We start from the raw sequence: 21,225 nt of genomic DNA on the forward strand, positions 1-21,225 counted from the left end.
ATAGATAAGGAGTTTATAATGCAAGTCCAAGTTAATACAGATCATAACATCGAAGGCAGTGAGCGATTAGTTAATTATGCAAAAACTTTAATAGAAGATTCTTTGGGTAGATTTCGTGATCATATTACTCGAATTGAAGTCCATTTAAAAGATGAAAATGGAAATAAGAAGGGAGGAGATGACAAGAGATGTATGATGGAAGCAAGATTGGAAGGTCGTCAACCTATGGCAGTCACTCATCATGCTGATACATTGGATCATGCATTAACGGGTGCTACAGATAAATTAAAGAAAATTATAGACACAGCTATTTCTAAGATCAAGGAACATTGAGTCATAGCTAATTTTTAAACAAAACCTAATTCGACTAGGTTATTGTAATTGTAAAAAGGTGGTAGACGTAAAGTTGCCACCTTTTTTTAGATTTAGCCCCCAATCAAAACTTTTCCCAAGCTCATATTTTTACTGTAATAGTCGACAGCTTCTGAACCTTGTTCAATAGGAAATATTTTATTGACCACTGTATGGAAAGTAGTGTCTAAATGTTTCTGAACTTCTCTTGCTTCTTTATGAAATGCTTCTATCCCAATCTCTTGAATCCAATAGGTAAGCCAGAATCCTTCTACTTTTTTGTCTTGGAATATCATGATTCCTGCATGTATCGGAATTTCTTTTTCTGAGAGAGCTCCGTAAGATAGAAGAGTTGATTTCGCAGGCATTAGCGTCAAAGCCTTACCTGCGACCTCTCCCGCTACTGCATCAAGTAAATAGGTTGTATTTTGCTTTTTGGCAAGTACCATAAACTCTCGATCGAATTTTGCACTACTTGAGTTCACAACATGTTCTGCGCCAATTTCATGAAGAGCTGCAACTTGATCATCTCTCCTTACTATACTGATTAACGGTATATTCTTTTCTTTGCATATTCGAACTACCATTTTACCTAAGGCACTTGCTCCAGCAGTTTGAACTATGCCAGTGTGTCCAGATTTAATTGCACGATTGACCATCGCCCACGCTGTCATAGGATTCACGAAAATTGAGGCTCCAGCTTCAAGAGAAACACTATCCAATAATGGAATGCAATTCTCTTCTTCAGTTGCCATGAACTCACCCCAAGTTCCATCGCCCGAACTCGAAACACAAGCAACTCGATCTCCTTTTTTTAGATGTTTGATTTCGGATCCGACTTCTTCAACAGTTCCCGATCCTTCGAATCCTGGAACAACTGGCAATTTTTTCTTAATTCCGTAAAGTCCTCTAAGGAACATAAGATCAGACGGATTGATACTTCCATATGCATTTTTGATTAAAACTTGATTGGGCTTAAGTTCTGGGTTCTTTCGTTCAGCGCTAAATTCTAATTGTGGATTTTCGGTGTAGTTGGTGAGAATGATACCTTTCATAGACAAAACTTTAGAATCGCATCAGAAATTGAAAAGCTATTTAATTTAGAGAAAATTTTATTTCCTAGGAATTGATTTTGGATCATTTCGGACTTGCTCTGTTACAAGAAATTGAAAATTTATAGTCTATGTTGCTTGGCAAATTCGATATTTTATGGTTAATAATTTGCTCTGGGCTTGTCTTCTTTATGCAGGCTGGATTTCTATGTTTGGAATCTGGACTCACCCGAACTAAGAACTCAATCAACGTTGCAATAAAAAATATCACCGATTTTGGAATAGCTACGATCGTTTATTATTCTATCGGATTCGGACTCATGTATGGTTCGAGTTATGCGGGAATTTTTGGTTCTGATAATTTTCTAACAGTATTTTCTTCCTCTGATCCTCAGATCCCTGTTTTCTTTTTATTTCAACTTATGTTCTGCGGAACCGCGGCAACTATTGTATCGGGTGCTGTTGCGGAAAGAATGAAATTTAGCGCTTACATCATAGTGACAACTTTGATCTCTTCCACTATCTATCCGATTTTTGGACATTGGGCTTGGGGCAAAGAATTATATCTCTGGACAAATAGTACGGGTTGGCTCGCCAAGCAAGGATTTGTTGATTTTGCAGGTTCAACCGTTGTGCACAGTGTCGGTGGATGGGTTGGACTTGTTGCCATGATAATCATTGGCAGTAGAACAGGAAAGTATGGCAAAAACGGCGAAGTAAAAAATATTACGGGTCACAATTTACCAATTGCGATGCTTGGAACTTTGATTCTTTGGTTTGGATGGATAGGATTCAATGGTGGAAGTACGCTATCTTTTTCTCCTAAGATTCCGGGAATTATCGTCAATACTATGTTATCTGCTTCGGGTGGAATGGCAGCTGCATTGATTTACGGTTGGATTCGCATGAAATATGCCGAAGCAACTCTTCCGCTCAATGGAGCCTTAGCTGGATTGGTCGCTATTACTGCATCTTGTCATGCAGTAAGTTCTGCTAATTCGATTTTAATCGGGATAATTGCAGGAATTCTCATGTTTGAGACCAGAATCTTGATCGACAAATTCAAATTGGATGATGCTGTCGGAGCAATTCCCGTTCATCTAACGGGAGGTATATGGGGAACTTTGGCGGTTGGTATATTTGGTGACTACAATCTACTCGGAACTGGTTTAGATCGGTATTCTCAAATTGGAATTCAATTGGTTGGAATTCTAACTTGTGCTGTTTTCGCTTTGATTACAAGCTTCACAATTCTCGGGATCGTGAATTCTTTCTATCGTTTGAGAGTTACCACTGATAATGAAAGGCAAGGATTGAATTATGCTGAGCATCGTGCAAGCACCGAGCTTACTGACCTTTTCATGGAAATGGAATATCAGAAGCAGACAGGCGATCTAAGTACGAATTTGACCATCGAGCCATTTACTGAAGTCGGGCAGATTGCGGAGCGATACAATCTTGTTTTAGATAAAATTCGTACTAACATCCGTGATAAAGAAGAGCTGACCAATCAATTAGAAGAGAATCTAAAACATATTCAGAGCGATCTAGCCACAGCAAGCAAAATTCAATCGAGTATTTTGTCTCAAGAAGACAAATTGATTGGTGGACTCGAGATTGGCATTCGATATATTCCTTTGTCAAAAGTCGGGGGAGATTTTTTCCATATTTCCGAGTTAAAACCAGGCTTGGTTCGTGTTTTTCTCGCAGATGCAACTGGCCATGGAGTGCAAGCTGCTCTCATTACAATGGTGATAAAAACTTTGTACGAATCGCTCAATCGATCTATTTATTCAGTTCATGAGATGTTATTTTATCTCAACAATGAATTTTTAAATTCCTTCCAGAATCTGAATCAATTCTTTACATGCATAATTGTTGATATTGATACAAATAGAAATATTATTAAATATTCTTCAGCAGGTCACAATAACCAATATTTAATCAATCATGGAGATATTGTTAAATTAGGTAAGAAAGGGAGGATGATCGGCGTTCTACAGAATGCAAAGTATTCTGCGCAAGAATTAGATTTTGGACAAGATAGTCAGTTGCTTTTATTTACCGATGGTCTTACCGAAGAATTCAATATCGAAAACGAAGAGTTCGGTGAACATAGATTAGATGAAATTGTTAAAAACAAAGGTAAAATTCCAATAGGCAAATACTTAGATTCTATATTGAATTATCAAAAAGATTTTCTAAAAAACATGCCAATCCAAGACGACACAACAATCCTCGGAATTCATCGTAAAGTATAAGCATGAAAATCTAAAATAATTTATGTCTCACAATTTCAAGTGGAATTGTAATGGAAAATTTTGATCAATCTTACCTTATCAAAACAAAAATTAAAACTAATTGATAGTTAGAAATTTATTACCGATATCGTAATTTAAAAAACAATAAATTTCTCTTGTATTCAAATTCTCTATATGAGAGAAAGGGAAAATCCCATTTTACCGAGATCGACATGCCCAAAATCAGCGTAATCATTCCAACACTCAATGAAGAAGCTTTGCTTCCTGTATTACTTGAAAACTTAAAAAATCAAACTTTCCAAGACTTTGAAGTTATTGTAGCCGATGCCGGATCAACTGATAAGACCAAATCTTTAGCGAAGAAAGCAGGAGCAAAAGTTGTTCCTGGTGGACTTCCCGGTGTTGGGCGCAACAAAGGAGCGGAAGTTGCTCTTGGTGAATTTCTTTTCTTTTTTGACGCGGATGTTGTTCTACCCAAAGATTTTCTCGAGAAGGCATATGCAGAGATTCAAGAAAAATTTGTTGACCTAGCAACTTGTGAGTTTACTCCCCAATCAGACTTGAGATTAGATAAAGTATTATTTAAGCTCTCCAATCTATTTGTTAAGATTAACCAGCGGTTGAATCCTCGCGCTGCAGGTTTTTGTATATTTATTTCCAAACGTTTATTCGATCGAATCAAAGGATTTGATGAGACTGTAAAACTGGCTGAAGATCATGATCTAGTTGAAAGAGCGACTAAATTTCGACCTTTACACTTCATTCAATCCACTGAGCTTATGGTTAGCATTCGCAGACTTGAGAAGGAAGGGCGCTTTAGTCTGATCGAGAAGTATATGCAAGTAGAGATGCATCTACTTACGAAGGGAAGCATACGCAAAGATGATTTTGTCAAATACGAATTTGCCAATTTTGATCCCAAAGAAAAAGGTGATAAAAGCTTTCTTGATGAATTAGAAAAACGAATAATCCAAATGGAAGAGAGTTATAATAAGATTGCCGATAATTCCATATTTCAAGAACAGCGAGATAAATGGGAAAAGAATTTGGAGAATATAAAAGAAATGGTCGGCAATATATTCACCTCTAAGAAATAATTAATTTATGAAAAGGATTACAATCATATCAGGTCATCCAGATAGGGAAAGCTATTCGGAAGCTTTGGCAGATGCTTATGCAAAGGGAGCACGTGAAGGCAATGCCAATGTGACTTATTTAAAATTGCGAGAATTGAGATTTTCGCTAGTCCTTGAACATGGATATCGTAAAAGAACTCAATTAGAAAGAGATCTTTTTTCAGCAAAGAAGCGAATTGCGGATTCAGATCATTTGGTTTTCGTCTATCCGACTTGGTGGGGATTTATGCCTGCACTTATGAAAGGATTTATTGATCGTGTTTTCCTTCCGGGCTTCGCATTTAAATACAAACCCAATTCACTATTCTGGGATAAATACTTCACTGGCAAATCTGCACGAGTGATTACAACTATGGATGCTCCCTATTGGTATTATTGGTTGGCGAATGGCAGACCCGGTGAGAAGTTAATGAAGAATATGATATTAGAATTTTGCGGAGTTAAGCCAGTAAAATTTTGGACTTTGGATAGTATGCGATATAGAAAGAAAGAATGGTTAGAAAAAAAATTGATTGAGGCGGAGAAACTCGGTTTCAAAGAATCTCAGAGATAATTTCAATTCCATATTTTTCCAAATCATTTGCTGATTGAATCTAGTGATCTTAATGAATTCGGAATAGATTTGCTTCTACGGTTCCTAGATTTGGAACTTCGGCTCTTACCTTAAGGGGAATTCTCCTCTCATCATTAGAAACCCAAACCTGGATTCTGCCATTGGATTTGAATAATCCAGACGTCTCAATTTTCGGTTCCACCAGAATCGAGTCAAAATTCTGATAGCCCCCATTTACATGCATTTCTATTGTTTGATTGCCAATTATTTTAATGCTAACGTTTGATATACGGCTGTCATCAAATATCGGTATAGAGAATTCATCTCGATCTGCTTGTGTTTGCGAATTGGTTCTTGTTATATGAATGAGGCTTAAGATGTCATACATATTTTCATTGACTTGATCCATCACACCATTTTTAAATTTCCACTCGGGGGATATCGTAAATAATCCTCTATCATCAACATTTCCAGAATACTGTTTCTGCCACCAAACTGCCTTTTTGTCTTCATAGTTGAAATGAACTTGATTGATTCTTTTATAATCTCCTTCGCTCAAATTTTTCTCATGCCACAAGGATCTTGATTTTTTTGGATCCCACAGACTTATGATTCTATCATTGACTGGGAAAATAGTTTGTATTACTGCATTTGCTCGAGCAGTAGATTCGAACATCCAGACTTTATTGCCTTCGAAATAGATATTTTCTTGTCTTGATAAAGTACTGTAGCCAACTACCATATACTTCCATTTAATTTTGTATTCTAAATGCTCGGAATATTTGGAAGATGTTTCAGGATATAGATTGGTTATTGTTGGAATTATTATTAGGCTTAAAAGAAGTCTATTGATGAAGTTTTGCAGGATATACTTATGCGGCATCTCATAAGTTCCTTATTCCAAAGTAAAATCACTTCCATTCCATTTATATTCAGTAAAACTAAAATCATGGCTATTGGGTTCATCGATATCGTAAAAGTGATTTAAAATTACAATTTTATCTTTTTTACCTTTGGCTTCTTTTCTTTTCGTTTTAGGATCAGCCGATAAAGAATCAGTAGGCATCAGAAGAAAATAATCAGCACAAGATGGTGGATCACAAGCAGCTTCTTGCCAATGGAATTGCTTCTTAATTTTCCAATTTGCATCGATTGTGAAAATAAATTCTTGAGTGAGACCATATTCAATTTCCGAATAAATGAATGCGTCAATTCCAATTAAGTATTTTGGAGGATTGCTCAGTCCTTTCATTGAGATGTTTCGAAATTTAAATTCAGACTCTAATCCGATAGGCCCTGTTTCAAAAATTTCTTTGGTAATTGTCTTCGCATTATCTAATATTCGAATTTCAATTTTACCATCGCGAACACCTAGGTTTCGGATCAATAGACGATTTTTACCGATTGGATATTGTCGATCTGCAATCAAAGCTCCCCAGATATATCCAGTCGATCCAGCGACTTTTATTTTATACCAGTGATCAGTTTGATTGCCGATTGTTAGTTTAATATTAGTTAGTTCTAGTATTTCAATTTTGGTGCCTGGTTGTAGTTTGGCGATTACTTTGGAATTTGATTCAGGCTTTTCTCGGATGTTGACGTTTTCTGCAAAAATCACAGATTTACCAAGTTTTTTTAAAACGATCGAATCATTCCAGTGGTTTGCAGTGTCATCAGAAAATAGAAGATTAGAGTTAAAGAAGAAAAATATTAGAATGAAAACCAGATAAAATATTTGATTTTTATTACCTGGGTTCTTAGTTCTCATAAGTTTTCAAGAGCTCTTAAAAGATAGTCGGTGCGAAGCAGGTTATTTTTCCTCGAATATCAATTTGTTTCGCATCAGCACTATTCGTATCAACGAGACATACTCTATTATCTACTGTAAAACATTGAGTGTTTGCTTGACCTGCTGTACAATTGACTCCATCTTGCGTATTGCATACATTAGGTTGATTGGTAGTACCTTGACCCGCAACGAACGAACCTTTTAATGCAAGATCAACTTGCAAAAAGTTTATCTGCTGATTTGTTACAGACGTATTGAGATTGATTCCTGCCTGACCCCACTCAATCGTACCTTGCCGTCCAGTAACGGAATTACCAAAGGTTCCGCCTGTAAGCGAAAAACCTTGCTGAGGGTTGATAGCACCCTTAGTTTGCCGTCTATCGTAGTTAAAGCGTAAGTTGAGAATTTCGTCTGATACCATTTGAAAAGTACTAACAATCGCATAAACGTTATTAGTCTGACTTGATCCACCTTGTGTGTTCTGAGCTACGCCAGTTCCAGTTCCAGTGGTTCCCGTTGTTCCAGAAGCTACAGATGCTTTACCACAATCAGGAGTATTTTCCATATCGATCTCACTCAAGTACAATACAGTGGTTTGTCCATTTAGGACACCGAGGGCGGAGGAAAGGTCTAACTCGACCTCACTCTTATTTGTTTTGCAAGAAGTTACAAGTAAAATTGCTATTGGTAGGATTAATCTCAAGTAAGACATATAGAGTTTAGACTAAGATTCTCCAAATTTTTTGCAACTCATTTTAATAAGATCGAATATACAGCTGTCAAGAATTACGGTAAATTAGGTTAAGGAACATAAACTTTTTCTTGCAAAATCGCTTTTCCCTGATGAGGCAATGCGACATAACAAGATGACCTTGTTCCGTATCCAGGGACTTCAATGAAGGGGGCAGAGATTGCCAATTCTCGTTCCATTCCTAGTCCTGTATCGGGCAGTTCTTCAACTCTTGCAAAGCTTCGGTCACTTAAGATAGAAAAAAATGCATCAGAATCATTGAGTTTATTCTGGTTCAAAAGGTCAGTAAATGCAGATTTAGTTCGATCTGTTTTGGGCCAACTTTCATTCAAAACACCATTCGATAAACCGTAGATACCTGGCTCCAATCGATAGCTTAGATTTTTTTTATTATTCAGATAGAATGCCTGATTTTGATCTCCGAATACCAAATTGAATCCTTCATATGAATCCTTTTTTTCAAGGACTAAATTTTTATACGTATCTGGTGAATCGTTTCCCAAAAGAAAATCCCGTACCAAATGTCCGCGTGAAATCGGATTCTTGATAGGAGGCAGGCGGAGATTTCTATAATTTGTTAAAAATGCAAATCTATTCTCTTTTCCAATCCCTAGCCAAGTACCATTGTTCAAAAGATCCCTTCCTCCCCAGATAGATGGATCTTCTTGCCAGTAATCTGCCTGCGATGTTGCCCTCGAGTAAAATTCATCGCGATTGGAAGCTAATACTAAAAAGTAGTCTGAAGGATACTTATAGGAAAAAACGATTAGACACATTTAATATTCAATTTCTGACAAACTATTTCCATATGCAAAGTAATTATTTAGTAAAAAAAACGAATTGGACAAATAATATATTTTGAGTTTAGAAATTTTCATCTTTATCTTTTCTTGAGTGGAAAGAATATGTTACTGTTGAACATTGAAAAGCCGTTCAGAATATTTGATTCATCTAAGAATAATGAATAGAATCTCCATCATTTTAATTTTTATTATATCACTTCTTTTTTCTCCGTATTTAGAAAGCCAAGAAATAATTGATTTGGAATCTAGATCCTTAGTTCTAGAAGATTCCCAATTATTCCAAGGCTTTAGTAATAAATTATTTATTTTGCAAGATGATACTGCAGTTTTAACTCTTGAAGATATTCTGAAACCTCAAATTCAAGAGAAGTTTATTCTATCTAAAGAAATTGCACCAAATTACGGCTATACGAAATCGGCGTATTGGGTTCGAGTAGAAATTGAAAACCACAGCAATTATCGGGATTGGATTATAGATCAGAATTTTCCAATGATACAAGATCTCAAGGTTTACCATTACGAGAATGGCGTTCTAAAGCAAAACTATGAGACGGGATTGAAGTTCCCTTTTTCTAACAGACCTTTAGAACATAGAAAACTTTTATTTCCTGTCGAAATCAATCCTAATCAGAAATCTACAATTTATTTTCGTTTTCAATCGCAGTCTATAGTCATAGTTTCTTTAGGGATTTCAGAGAAATTTGATTTCTATCAACGTGATACTAAGGAAAATTTTGTTTTTGGTCTATATTATGGCATAATAGTAGTTATGTTGTTTTATAACTTCTTTCTATTTATATTCACTCGTGATTTTAGCTATTTTATATACGTCCTATTTATTCTAGCCACTTCACTTTTTGTTTTTTCACAGAATGGTTTTGGATATCAATATTTCTGGTCTAACTCGCCTTATTGGGGAATTCGAGCAAATAATATATTAATAGGAATATCAATCATATTTGCATTCTTATATAGTGGCTTTTTTCTAAATATAGATCGCACAATTCCGTCCTATCGATGGATATACTATCCTCAGGTTTTTCTTGCAATGGTGATTGTGATAGCAATTTCCGTGCTTGAAGATTATTCAGTATACACAAGAATTTTAAATGCATTGGCTCTGAACACCTTGATCACAGTACAGGCGTCGGGGTTTTTTGCTTTGAAAAGGGGCTACAAACCTGCCTTGTATTTTTCATTGGGATTTTTGTTCATACTAATCGGCGGTGGATCGGCCGTTCTTCGTACAATGAAGTTACTGCCTGTTAATTTCTTTACGCTTTATTCGATGCAGATCGGCTCTGTATTAGAAGTAGTTTTTCTCTCTATTGGCCTAGCTCATCGTATCAATGTTTTAAAAAAGCAGAAGATCTATTCTGACACAATGAATCAAGCTAAGTCATCTTTTCTTGCGATGATGAGCCATGAAATTAGAACACCAATGAATGGAGTTCTTGGAATTACTGAACTGCTTATGAAAACGGATCTGGATGAAGAGCAGAAGGAATTCGTTGAGATCATTCATTCTAGTGGCAAAACCTTAGTGGTTATACTCAATGATATTTTGGATTTTTCCAAGATGGAAATGAATCGATTAGAACTTGAATTCCATGAATTTGATGTTAAGCGATGTATTTATGAAATAATTGCATTATACAAAAGATCTGCTTCGGAAAAAAATATTGAGCTGATAGCAGACTTGGAACCTAATCTACCTGATCGGATAGTTGCTGATCCTATTCGATTCAATCAGATTTTGCTTAATCTTACTAGCAATGCTTTAAAGTTCACAAGTGAAGGTAAGATAATTATTTCTGCACGGATGGAAGCGATGCATACTTTTTATCCGAAAATTCACATATCTGTATCTGATACTGGAATTGGAATATCAGCAGATAAAATTGATAAGCTTTTTGATTCTTTCTATCAGGTTGATTCTTCGATCACAAGAAAATATGGCGGAACCGGATTGGGTCTTGCTATATCATCCAGACTAGTTCATTTAATGTCTGGGAGAATTTGGCTGGAAAGTAAATTAGGGGAGGGATCTACATTTCATTTTACTATACCCACTGAAGTATTAAAAGATGACAGCCAATCAGATCCAAAAGCAAAAAAATTCGTAAATAAAAATACTATCATGATGCCTCCTGGCGCGAATCAATATGCCGTGAAAGACATGAAGTCAATCGATGAATCGAGCAATGAGATTGACAAACTCAATATATTGATCGCCGAAGACAACGAAATCAATCAGCAAGTATTACTTAAATTTTTAAGATCATTGGGTTACTCGGCAGATTTAGCTCGAACGGGAATAGAAGTATTGGAGAAGATACAAATAAAAGAATATAATATTATATTAATGGATATTCAAATGCCTGATATGGATGGAGTTGATGCAACCAAGAGGATACGACTTTTGGAGACAATTAAACAACCCGTGATAATCGCTATAACGGCAAACACAGTTCTGTCTGATATAGATTCCTATTTCAAGTATGGAATGGATGATTATTTAGCGAAGCCTTTCAATTCAGATAGTTTGAATTCTTTGATCCAGAAGTGGTCGAAAGGCAGAAATTTATAAGTTCTTAAGTTATGGCTTCAACTAAGATTTGGTCAAGTATTTTCTCGATGACATCAGGTGGCTGAGCACCACTGAATGCGTATTTTTCATTGATGATAAAAAATGGAACACCCGTCACGCCCATCGATCTCATATTTATCTCTTCATCAATTGTATCTTTTTCGCCCCATTTTTCGTCCCAGAATTTTTGAATTTCTTCTTCCGGAATTCCATTTTCTATAGCAATTCGAGTCAGGTTGTCCTTGTCCGCCAAATTGCCGTTATGGATAAAGTATTCAGCAAACAAAGCTTCCGCTAATTGATTTTCAATCTGAAATTTTTTGCCTAAACGAATGAGCCGGTGTGCATGAAGTGTATTGGGTTGGGTTACGCCAGGTTTAAAATCCATCTCAATTCCAACTTGGTTTGCAACCTTTTTTACTTGTTCGAACAAAGAATGAACGCGATCAAGATTTCCAAATTTTGCTTGCATCACTTCTTCGCGAGGTTTACCTTCCTCAGGCAGAGTAGGATCCAGACGAAATGCTTTCCATTCTTGATCTATTTTATGATTGGGGTTACGTTTTGCCCAATTCTCAACTGCACTTTCCCAGTTCTTTTTACCAATATAGCACCAAGGGCATACGACATCTGAGACTATTTGTACTTCGAACTGCATGTTTTTTAGACGATTCCCTGAGATCGAAAGTACAAAAGAAAATTGGAATTTAATTTTACAAAGAGGGTAATGATAGCATTTTGGGATTGTGCCAAGCAAAGAAGAACAACCTGTCAGCAGTACTGAATCTATCAAAACCAAATCAGCCATTGATGATCGTAGAATCCTTACTTATGGAACAAGTAGATTGGCGCCCGCGATTCGTCTGGTGGATCGTGCACGGGAAATCGAACTTGCACATGAATCTATTCAATCCCATACAAGTGGTAAATTAGAATTGATACTAAAACAAATTCGGAACTTACAAGAAGAGGCTAAACGAATTGTTGATCAAGCTGCAACCGATGCTGAGTTGCACCAAGTCAAATGCAATTTTGAAAAGCAAGTAAATCAACCTATCCATCTCTATGTAAAGGCAGATCAAATGAAATACTTCTCTTTTGTGTCACCAGAAGAATGGGGCGGCAATCCCCCACATTCTTATTTAGGTTCCTATATTATGCGTGGAGATCGTAGCTTCGAAAGAATTGACTTGGAAGCTTAAAGATATCATTCTTTAGAATCTTTTTGTATATCCGGCAGTATACTTAGTTCCCACTTGGTTAAGCCAAAATTCAGGAATGGATTCTATAAAAAATGTTTGGTCTGTTTCTTCGGATGCGCCCGTGATTACAACATGTACTAGCGAAATTAGATAAAAAGCAAGAAGTCCGTTCCCAGCTTGTGTTGTCCGTGCTCTTGAAATTTCTGCTTTGTCGAAATTATTTTGCAGATTGAATTGTCCGACAGTTTCAAGAGTTACATCCGTATTTCCATTCAAACTTAATAAAGTAAGTAAATTACCCGAATTTTCGTAATTATTTCGTCTAACATTAGATTTATGATATTCTGCTTGAAAATGTGCCATTCCAGCAACAGAACCAATAAAATAGAAAGCTCCAGTCTTTTTATGGCCTCCGTAATAATGTCCCCAGCCTGGTATCAATGCTTGTCGCCAAAACATAGACCACATTTTACTTCCTTTGGTTTGGGGTTCTTTTGGGTCTGATGATTTCGAGTCTGATGTGTCACCAATTCCAAAAATCGATGGTCGGTCTTCTACAACTTTCATTTCTGTAGGACGATAAGAATCTATTGCTACATTTCTTTCAGCAGGTTTTCCAACAACATTTTTGAAAACAATCGAGTAATCACCATCAGGTAAGTTTTCTGGAACGATTACGCGAATTCCGGATCCATCTGGCAATACTTCAACCTTTGCTTTTATATACTTATTGTCTTTTGATTTTAATGTAACTGCTGTTCTTTGATATAGATTGTCACCTTTGACAAGAAAATCTTTCTTGGAACTTTTTGGATTAAAAACTGCGGGGCTTTCTTTAACTTTCGGTGCATCGATCGGTTTAACAATGAGTTGTTGCCAGTCATAGACTCGGCCGATCTTTTTAAACTTATTAAGAGCCGATATTCTGAATCTATATTTACCAACTCCGAGTTCTAATTGAAGAGTATTGGTTTCTATATTTCTAGAAAGAATCGCATTTCCTTTATCATCTTCTAAGTCCAATTTATATCCGCTGGCTCCTGGAATTGCCTTCCATTTAATGGATTGACCAACTTCAATTTCATCTCCATTGATAGAAATCGAAAATATAAAAAACAAAATCAGTAGGGATAAAAATTGTGGAACTAAATTAATCCGCATACTGAACCTTGGGAGTTAAGAATTCAAGTTGATCTGGCATTGGATCAAGGTCTATTGAGAAATTAGAATTAAACTCTTTTCGTCTTTCTCCACTTTCTTCGTAATAGATCTCCCATTCGAAATATCCTTGATCAAGTAAATCCAACTCATCCATTTCAAATATATTCTTATTGGTTGATTTTTGTAGAATCTGTCTTTTTTCTTGACCAATTTTCTGATACAGAACAATCACATAACTGTTGATATCTGAACGACGCTCCCATTCAAATTTGAGAGAGTTTCGTTGTGACATATTGACTTTGTCACCATTCTTAGGGAAAACTGGACCAAGCGAATCGTTTACATTCAATTCTCGAGGATCGGATACAAGTTGGGGCTTACCATCTTCATCCAATAGACTTACTTTCCAAAAATATTTTCCAGAACTTAATTCTTTTATCTCGGCCTGACTGAGATTGGTAACTAGTTTTTTTACAACGTTTTTGAAATCTTTATCCTTAGCCATTACAACTTCGTAAGTTCCATTGACTGGCAACTTCTTCCAACGCAAGGTGACTCCATCTCGAAGGGCAGCAGATTCTGAAACAACATTGTCTGACTGTAGATTGAAGATATTCTTTGCAACAGCAGATATGGAAAAAGAAGAGTAGTTCGAGTAATTGCTTTTCTTGCCAGTTGGTGTGATTCCGCGAACTCTCCAGTAGTAATTTGATACAACGAAGCTTCCTTTGTATTCGAGTGAATTCTTATCTTGAATTGTGAGTCGTATTGGATCGGAAAAGTCTCTTCTTTGTGAAATCTCCAATTCGTATCCAGTATATCCTTTGTTAGTTGACCAGAAAAAACTTATTCCTGAGCTAGTAACTAAAACGTCAGAAAATACATCACCTGATTTTGGATGCATTAAGATGGGTGCAACTGTTGGTTCTTCTTTCGTTACTTCCAAATTCTGCACAAGTGATGTTACGGGCTCGAGGCTTTCTGAGACTGAAGATCTAACTCTCCAATAGTAACTACCATCTGGCAGGTCAACTGCGATGGACGATCCCCGGGAATTTTTGGAAGAAATAATATTTTGAAAATTTGCATCTGACGCAATCTCAATCGTTGATTGACTGATTTCTTTTTCTTGAATCCAAGAAAAAGATACCAAAGAAGTTTCTTTGCTTGTGAAAATTTTTGCATTATTGGTAGGACTTACTAATCTTGGTGCTTGAATTTTCAGAACAGAAACTCTTCCCTGTGAAATGGTTTTGCCATCTAGCACAGCTCGCCAGAAGTAAAGACCATCTTGAAAAGATTCTTTAAATTTTTCAGAATCAATTTTTCTTCGTGACAATACGCTTGCAAAAGTTCTAGATCTTGAAAACTCCAAGTTAGCATTTTTATTTTTATCATAGCCATCAATTGTAAATTCAACTTGAACTGCGCTTCCAAAAGATTGAACTCTATGATTCGAAGGAGGATAAATTACTCTAAATGGTTTTTGTTGGATTTCAGTTTCATTTCCTGAAATGACAGCCTTTTCACCATCTGAAATTTTATTCTCTTTGCCACCAAACATAAGGTTTGCGAATCCTGCTTTAACGTCAACGACCAAATCTTTGTCTTTCTCTTGAACTAGATTGACATCGGATTTATCTAGCGATACTAAAGCTTCACCCGACCGAATCGACAATCCGCTTCCGCCATCAGAGTCTGCTCGATTTGCTGAGAGAGATCCATAAGCAAAATCAATTTCCTTTTCAGCTTGGGTAATATTTAGTACGATCAAAGTGTTCTCGTCCACTTCCAGTTTTGTCCCGTCATTTAGGGTGATCTCGGCATCAGATAGATCTCCCGTACGAATTGAATCTTGGTTGTATAGAGGAAAGCTCTGCTCCATGGTCTCCCAGACAACTCGATCTGAATATTTTCTCTGAACGGTTTTTTGTTTAAATGAAATGATTCCGATTTGTTCTCTAGTTCCGGCGTCGAGTCTTCGCTGAAAATCTGCATAAAGCAGCAGACCTAATATTAATATGGCAATAGCTTCGAAAGAAAGGAAATATTTTTCCCATGCCTTCCAAGCAGTGATTGCTTTGGCTTTGAGAAAGAATGATGTCATTTAGTTGTCCTTGTGAACACTCCATCCCATGATTCAGCCGGAGGTTCTTTTAGGAAATATTCACATCTCTCAATCAACATTCTTGCGGATTTGTCCTTTGTTCCTCTTGCTCTATCGGCTTCCTGGAACTTGTCTATAGCCTTTTTCCATTCTCTTGACAAATAGAATTTGAACCCTTCTTCGTACAGTTGCCCATTTGATTTCTGATTGGAAGTAGCATCTGAAATTTCTGCAATCAGTTCATAGATTCGAACTGGTTCATTTTTACCTTTTACTCGAACCAAATCTAGATGCCTTGTGAACATGACATTTTTTACACGTTCATTAGTATTTTCGCTTATTAGAATATTTACTCCGTAATCTTTGCCGGCTGCTTCCAATCTTGCTGCTAGATTAACAGTATCTCCCATCATTGTATATGAAGCTAGATCGTCGGTGCCCATGAATCCAACTTTAGCAGGTCCAGTGTTGAGACCAATTCGAGCATCCATTTCTTGTGCTTCTTTAGAATACAGATTGTTCTTCGTCCAGTATTGTCTAAGTTCTCCAAGTTTCTTATTCATTTGTAAAGATGCTCGAGCGGCTTTTATTGCGTGATCTGGAACATGGACGGGTGCATTATAGATAGCTACTATAGCATCACCTATGTATTTATCTAGAACACCTTCATGACTCTTGAGGATGATCGTCATCGCAGATAAATATTCATTCAATAAGTTCGCTAAATCAACAGAAGATAATTGTTCGGATATTGTAGAAAAGCTTGCAACATCGGAAAAGAAAGCGGTAATTTCTTCCTCTTTACCTCGCTTCAAAGCTTCCATATCTTTCATGGCTTCTTGAACAACCACAGGGTCAATCATGCTACCGAGAATGCTTTTTACTTTTTCTCTTTCTTCTAATCCAACTGCCATCGAGCGGAATGAGTTGGTAAGTACACCCACTTCATCGCCTGAACTTGGCTCGATATCTACTTGAAAATTTCCTTGTTCAACTTGCTTGGTTGCTTCAACCAAAAGTCGGATTGGATTAGAGATGGTTCTAGAGAATAAGAATACAATAACAATTGAAAGATTAATAATTATTAAGAGAAAAATGATATTCCGTCTTTGAATATTATAAACTTCTTCGAAAGCTTTGTCGGACTCAACGGTTGATATGATACCTAGTCCTGTATCCCATAATTTCTTGAATGATCCAAGAAAAACATGACCTTGCTCATCTTTATATTTAGTTTGTCCATTGTCAATTTTGGATTCCAGAAGTGATTTTACAATGGGTTGATCTGCAAAAGATTTGCCAGCTATAACTAGCTCTGTGTTCGGATGAGCTAATAAGTCACCGGCTTCATTGACTAGATAGGTTGTGTTGATACCCTGTCCTTGGAAGGTTTTCAGAAACTCAATAGAATCAAGATATACTAATATAGTATAATTTTTGCCACTTCTTTTCCATGGAATTGACAGTCCAAGAATTGGAGTCACAAATCCAGGACTTGCATTGAATAGAGTGGATGCTCCTCGAAAAGATTTAATGTATTCTGACTCAAAGCTGCGATTTACTTGAATAAAAGAATCGAAAGCTAAGGCATTTTCTTCAGCATATTTAGAGTTAAGAAACTGCTTTGTAATAAATGGTTTGCCGTCTTTCTGATCAAGCAGACCAACATAAATAAAATTGGGATGATTTGTAAATAATTCCTGCTCGTAAGACCTTTTTAAACTTGTATCGGAACTCTGCAATTGCAAGTTCGCGAAACTAATTAATGTAAAAGAATTACTTCTTAATTCAGATTCAACTTTTTGACCAATTACATCTACAATTGCCAAGTTGTTTTCTTGAACTCTCTTCTCAGAATCATCTAAAAAGAAATAAGAAGCAAGAAAAATCATTAAAGACAATCCAGATATTATAATCGCTAAAATGATCCCTAAAAGTTTAATACGAATTGTGACTTTTGAAGGTCGGAAATTTTTTTCCATTTTAAAATAAGTAGTTTAAAAAAAACATATAAATCAATCATTTTTTTATATACTGGATGACTTAATAGCGACAGTTTAGTCTAAAGAGTACATCGGGGACGACATTGGTTTCGACTGTTGTTGGCTTGGATGTAGTGGCACGCAGGGGTGACGGTCCCGCTTAAAAACCTTCAACTATAATAACTGCTAATAACGAACTAGCACTAGCTGCCTAAATAGGCGTCTACAGGTTTTAGATCTGTTTCCTTTGGTGGACTAAGACCTGCAACTCTCAAAGGATCCCAACCAGCCTTGATCAGCATAGCAGTTTGGGAACTAGAAGCTGAATAAGGGAGGAATACCACGGTCGTTGGTTCCACCTCTCCGACAATCCAAAACGACATAAGCGTGTAGAAGCTGCATTTGAGGATGATAGGACCCGGGTTCGAATCCCGGCGTCTCCATACTCATCAATCACATAATTACTATAACATTGATTATACTTCATTTTGAATGTACGTTTGGGATTCGAACGATCGAACGACGAAATTAAATTTTGCTCTGACTAAAGAGCAAAATTTAATTGCGAGGATAGGAAATCCGAAGCTGTCGTTCGAGACGGGCTAAAGGCGTGAGGAGTGTTGGATTTCTAAATCCAACTCGACGAAGCGAGGGTTCGAAATTAAATATTGTCGCAAATCAAACAGAATAATCTGAAGGGTGGAGGGAGTGCAGGAAGCACGACCCCCTTTAGCGAATCCCGGCGTCTCCATACTCATCAATCACATAATTACTATAACATTGATTATACTTCATTTTAAATCTACGTTTGGGATTCGAACGATCGAAAGGGCAGGGCTTAAGCCCCGTTCTTCTCACCAGATTACAACACACAATGAAATAATTTAGTGCACAATTACAATTCAATCTTAATTTTTAGGTAATCTGTTTCGAACCTCCATAAAACCGAACTAATCACAAATTTAACCAGTATATAAATAGATCCCATGACAAAATTCATACAAGCATTGTCATAGAAGATTCTCAAGAGCAGAAAAATTCATCGAGAAGCGACGGACATCAAGAAAATTGAGTTTTGGATTAAGGATTATAGCGATTAGAAATTCTCACTGAAATATCTATGATAATTTACAATCAGGATTTGGAGACCAAATAGATTTTAGATCGAAACCTGAACTGCATTTCCATTTCCAATAAATCTGTTGACTTAGAGATTCTAAGTCCAGAATAAGCTTGGTATAAAATTCTTAAAATCTATATTGCAGATGTTCAATCTTGAATTGCTTCCCAACCTAAAATCATTGTTTTGCGATCCGATCCCCAATGATATTCTCCGATCTTCCCAGAGCTTTGAATGACTCGGTGACAAGGAATCAATAATGCGATGGGATTTTTTCCGATAGCAGTTCCAACTGCTCGGCTAGCTTGTGGATTGCCAATAGACTTTGCTAATTCTCCATAGTGAGTCGTTTTTCCCAAGGGGATATTTAGAAGAGCTTCCCAGATTTTTAATTGGAAGCTAGTTCCTCGCAGATGAACTTTTATCTCTGGTAAAGTATTTTTTGGATTATCAAAAAAAGACATAGCATTGATTATATGGCTATTTCTTTCGTTTCTGAGTCGTGCCTGCGGATAAAGATTCGTCAACTTGTCCAACTCTTCTTTCGGATTCTCAGTAAACTGAGCGAAGCAGATACCTTTATCAGTTGATGCGATAAATAGATGACCGAATAGACTTGGAAAATCAGAATGAAAAATACTTAGACCCGAACCTCCTGATTGGAATTCTCCAGGAGTCATTCCTTCCCATCTAACAAAGAGATCATGCAATCTAGATGTTCCAGATAGACCAAGGTCAACAGATGCATCCAGTAAAGTTGTAGAATTTCCTTTCAGGACTTTCTTCGCACTGACTAAATGGATAAATTGTTGAAATTTCTTGGGACTTACTCCTGCCCATTCTGTAAAAACTTTTTGAAAATGAGTTGGACTCAATCCTAAGTATTGGGAAATTTCTTCTAGACTGGGATTTTTTTGATAGTTATCTTCCAGATAGTGGATAGCTTTTTTTATTAATGAATAATGATCCATTCTTTTATACTACCAAAATTCCCTATAAACCCAACCCGATTCTTGCTATTCTATAACAAAATTAGATTTTTTCTATTCTGTAATTCTTTTTTTTGATATCTATTGATTATGGAAATGGAATTTTTTTAAAAAGTATAGCAAAGATTTCCACGTTGGAAATATCTTGCTTTAATATAGGAAGATGTTAATTCTATGAAAAACAAATTTTTCGATTTTAAATACTTTTTCATATCGCTAATATTCTTGATGATTTTTGGCGATGGCAGTCTTCTCAGCTCCGACAAAGTTCGATACAGAGTGGGAGTTGAAAATTTGCGCTTACGCAATACTCCCGATATAAACGGAAAAGTTCTCCAAACTATAAAAGAAAATGAAATCGTATTGAGCTTAGGGGAAATGTCCAAGGAATCGATTGAGGTTGATATTCGTGGAAAGAAAATTAAGGCTCCTTGGGTAAAAGTGAAAACCAGTAATTCCTTAGAAGGCTGGGTATTTCTAGGTGCTCTCATTGAATCATCTAACTTAGAGTCAGACTTAGTTATCGATTATAAAAGGTTCCTATCTAACCTCAAAGGGAATAATTGTAGTAATCTTGCGCTTGCCCAAAAGGAAATAATTTTAAGAATGAAAAATATTTCCAATCCTGAAAAAGATTATCTGATTTATTATTTGTATGAATATTATCAGAAAGTAATAGATGAAACTCACTATAATTTTGGAAATACTCAAGAGTTTTCCATTTTGGATCAGGCAGCAGGTGGGCAATGGGATAAATCCAAGCCTTATCCAGATTTTCTAAATAAAAAACTTAAAGAATTAAAGATCTGTGGAATAAAACCTGATTCTACGGAAGGATCAGCATATCTCCGAGAAGATGAAGATTATATGGTTTCACTATTCTCGAAATCTGCTAGTCCTACTATGCGAGAGTATCTAGTTCAATCTAGTAAAGAAATCCAAGAAGGTTTTATGGAAGACGCAGGTCTTGTTATTTCACCAAGGAAAGTTGCTGAGAGAGCATTATTCTGGGAAAGTCTTAAGAAAAAATCTATTGGATTCGTATTCTTAGAAAATATTCAGTCGAACTTTAACATCTATAAATTGACATTATTATTCGGTTCAGATAATACACCTGCATTTTCGCACTCTAATCCTAGAAAATTAGAAAATGATTATAAAACAACTTATGAATGGATTATACAAAAACATAAATCAACAGAAATTGGTGAAGTTATATTTAAATATTATGATACTCTAAGAAAAAATAATTTTTTACTGCAAGGCGAAGTTAAGGAAATATTTGATCGCGGAACTTTTTGACGGATTTTTTAATAACACATATATGTGAATTGATATATTTATATACAAGACTCAATTCACCTGACTCTGAGCCGAA

17 protein-coding genes and 1 other RNA gene are annotated in these 21,225 nt (G+C 36.2%); 8 read left to right on the plus strand and 10 right to left on the minus strand.

Annotated elements, in window-relative coordinates:
- The first annotated feature begins 18 nt into the window (after positions 1-18).
- Positions 19-333 carry an HPF/RaiA family ribosome-associated protein gene (locus O4O04_RS03205; RefSeq protein ID WP_272534139.1) on the plus strand — a complete coding sequence of 105 codons (315 nt, stop codon included), beginning with the start codon at positions 19-21 and terminating at the stop codon, positions 331-333.
- A gap of 92 nt (positions 334-425) precedes the next feature.
- On the opposite strand, the gene O4O04_RS03210 is transcribed toward O4O04_RS03205, so the two are convergent.
- Positions 426-1,406, minus strand: coding sequence for a zinc-binding dehydrogenase (locus O4O04_RS03210; RefSeq protein WP_272534140.1), 981 nt, complete (start codon positions 1,404-1,406; stop codon positions 426-428).
- A 128-nt stretch (positions 1,407-1,534) separates the two neighbouring features.
- Between O4O04_RS03210 and amt the strand changes: the two genes are divergently transcribed.
- From amt to O4O04_RS03225, 3 genes are all read left to right on the plus strand, one after another.
- Positions 1,535-3,664: an ammonium transporter gene (gene amt / locus O4O04_RS03215; protein WP_272534141.1), complete on the plus strand. Its 2,130-nt coding sequence runs from the start codon at positions 1,535-1,537 to the stop codon at positions 3,662-3,664.
- A 212-nt stretch (positions 3,665-3,876) separates the two neighbouring features.
- On the plus strand, positions 3,877-4,761 hold the full coding sequence (locus O4O04_RS03220; protein ID WP_272534143.1) for a glycosyltransferase: 885 nt from the start codon (positions 3,877-3,879) through the stop codon (positions 4,759-4,761).
- A gap of 7 nt (positions 4,762-4,768) precedes the next feature.
- The gene (locus O4O04_RS03225; protein WP_272534144.1) at positions 4,769-5,353 is read left to right on the plus strand and encodes an NAD(P)H-dependent oxidoreductase; all 585 of its coding nucleotides are present in this window, start codon (positions 4,769-4,771) and stop codon (positions 5,351-5,353) included.
- 49 nt (positions 5,354-5,402) lie between these two features.
- Here O4O04_RS03225 and O4O04_RS03230 read toward each other — a convergent pair whose 3' ends face one another.
- The 4 genes from O4O04_RS03230 to O4O04_RS03245 form a co-directional block, all read right to left on the minus strand.
- On the minus strand, positions 5,403-6,236 hold the full coding sequence (locus O4O04_RS03230; protein WP_272534145.1) for a DUF3108 domain-containing protein: 834 nt from the start codon (positions 6,234-6,236) through the stop codon (positions 5,403-5,405).
- Between the two features lie 12 nt (positions 6,237-6,248).
- Positions 6,249-7,121: an SH3 domain-containing protein gene (locus tag O4O04_RS03235; protein WP_272534147.1), complete on the minus strand. Its 873-nt coding sequence runs from the start codon at positions 7,119-7,121 to the stop codon at positions 6,249-6,251.
- 16 nt (positions 7,122-7,137) lie between these two features.
- Positions 7,138-7,707 (minus strand): hypothetical protein, encoded by a 570-nt coding sequence (locus O4O04_RS03240; protein ID WP_272534149.1) that lies wholly within the window; start codon positions 7,705-7,707, stop codon positions 7,138-7,140.
- 236 nt (positions 7,708-7,943) lie between these two features.
- The gene (locus O4O04_RS03245; protein WP_272534150.1) at positions 7,944-8,669 is read right to left on the minus strand and encodes an NRDE family protein; all 726 of its coding nucleotides are present in this window, start codon (positions 8,667-8,669) and stop codon (positions 7,944-7,946) included.
- A gap of 184 nt (positions 8,670-8,853) precedes the next feature.
- Here O4O04_RS03245 and O4O04_RS03250 point away from each other — a divergent pair, with 184 nt between their 5' ends.
- Positions 8,854-11,286, plus strand: coding sequence for a hybrid sensor histidine kinase/response regulator (locus O4O04_RS03250; RefSeq protein ID WP_272534151.1), 2,433 nt, complete (start codon positions 8,854-8,856; stop codon positions 11,284-11,286).
- 4 nt (positions 11,287-11,290) lie between these two features.
- Here the strand turns inward: O4O04_RS03250 and O4O04_RS03255 are convergent, their stop codons facing one another.
- Positions 11,291-11,944: a DsbA family oxidoreductase gene (locus tag O4O04_RS03255; protein ID WP_272534152.1), complete on the minus strand. Its 654-nt coding sequence runs from the start codon at positions 11,942-11,944 to the stop codon at positions 11,291-11,293.
- Positions 11,945-12,032: 88 nt separating this feature from the next.
- On the opposite strand from O4O04_RS03255, the gene O4O04_RS03260 reads away from it, so the two are divergent.
- Entirely contained in the window at positions 12,033-12,488 is a 456-nt protein-coding gene (locus O4O04_RS03260) for a DUF2452 domain-containing protein (RefSeq protein ID WP_272534154.1), read from the plus strand.
- Positions 12,489-12,500: 12 nt separating this feature from the next.
- Here O4O04_RS03260 and O4O04_RS03265 read toward each other — a convergent pair whose 3' ends face one another.
- Genes O4O04_RS03265 through O4O04_RS03275 form a run of 3 tightly spaced genes read right to left on the minus strand, consistent with a single transcriptional unit; the run spans position 12,501 to position 17,648 of the window.
- Positions 12,501-13,649, minus strand: a complete 1,149-nt coding sequence (locus tag O4O04_RS03265; protein WP_272534156.1) for a hypothetical protein — start codon at positions 13,647-13,649, stop codon at positions 12,501-12,503.
- Positions 13,639-15,756, minus strand: coding sequence for a FecR domain-containing protein (locus O4O04_RS03270; protein ID WP_272534157.1), 2,118 nt, complete (start codon positions 15,754-15,756; stop codon positions 13,639-13,641). Before O4O04_RS03270 ends, O4O04_RS03265 begins: the two co-directional genes overlap by 11 nt.
- Positions 15,753-17,648, minus strand: a complete 1,896-nt coding sequence (locus O4O04_RS03275; RefSeq protein ID WP_272534159.1) for an adenylate/guanylate cyclase domain-containing protein — start codon at positions 17,646-17,648, stop codon at positions 15,753-15,755. Before O4O04_RS03275 ends, O4O04_RS03270 begins: the two co-directional genes overlap by 4 nt.
- A gap of 184 nt (positions 17,649-17,832) precedes the next feature.
- On the opposite strand from O4O04_RS03275, the gene ssrA reads away from it, so the two are divergent.
- Positions 17,833-18,184: a transfer-messenger RNA gene (gene ssrA, locus O4O04_RS03280) on the plus strand.
- Positions 18,185-19,007: 823 nt separating this feature from the next.
- On the opposite strand, the gene O4O04_RS03285 is transcribed toward ssrA, so the two are convergent.
- Complete coding sequence (locus O4O04_RS03285; RefSeq protein ID WP_272534161.1) at positions 19,008-19,829, minus strand: methylated-DNA--[protein]-cysteine S-methyltransferase; 822 nt, start codon at positions 19,827-19,829, stop codon at positions 19,008-19,010.
- Positions 19,830-20,021: 192 nt separating this feature from the next.
- Between O4O04_RS03285 and O4O04_RS03290 the strand changes: the two genes are divergently transcribed.
- Positions 20,022-21,149 carry an SH3 domain-containing protein gene (locus tag O4O04_RS03290; RefSeq protein WP_272534162.1) on the plus strand — a complete coding sequence of 376 codons (1,128 nt, stop codon included), beginning with the start codon at positions 20,022-20,024 and terminating at the stop codon, positions 21,147-21,149.
- Positions 21,150-21,225 lie beyond the last annotated feature (76 nt).

Source organism: Leptospira sp. GIMC2001, from assembly GCF_028462125.1.
Taxonomy (GTDB): Bacteria; Spirochaetota; Leptospiria; order Leptospirales; family Leptospiraceae.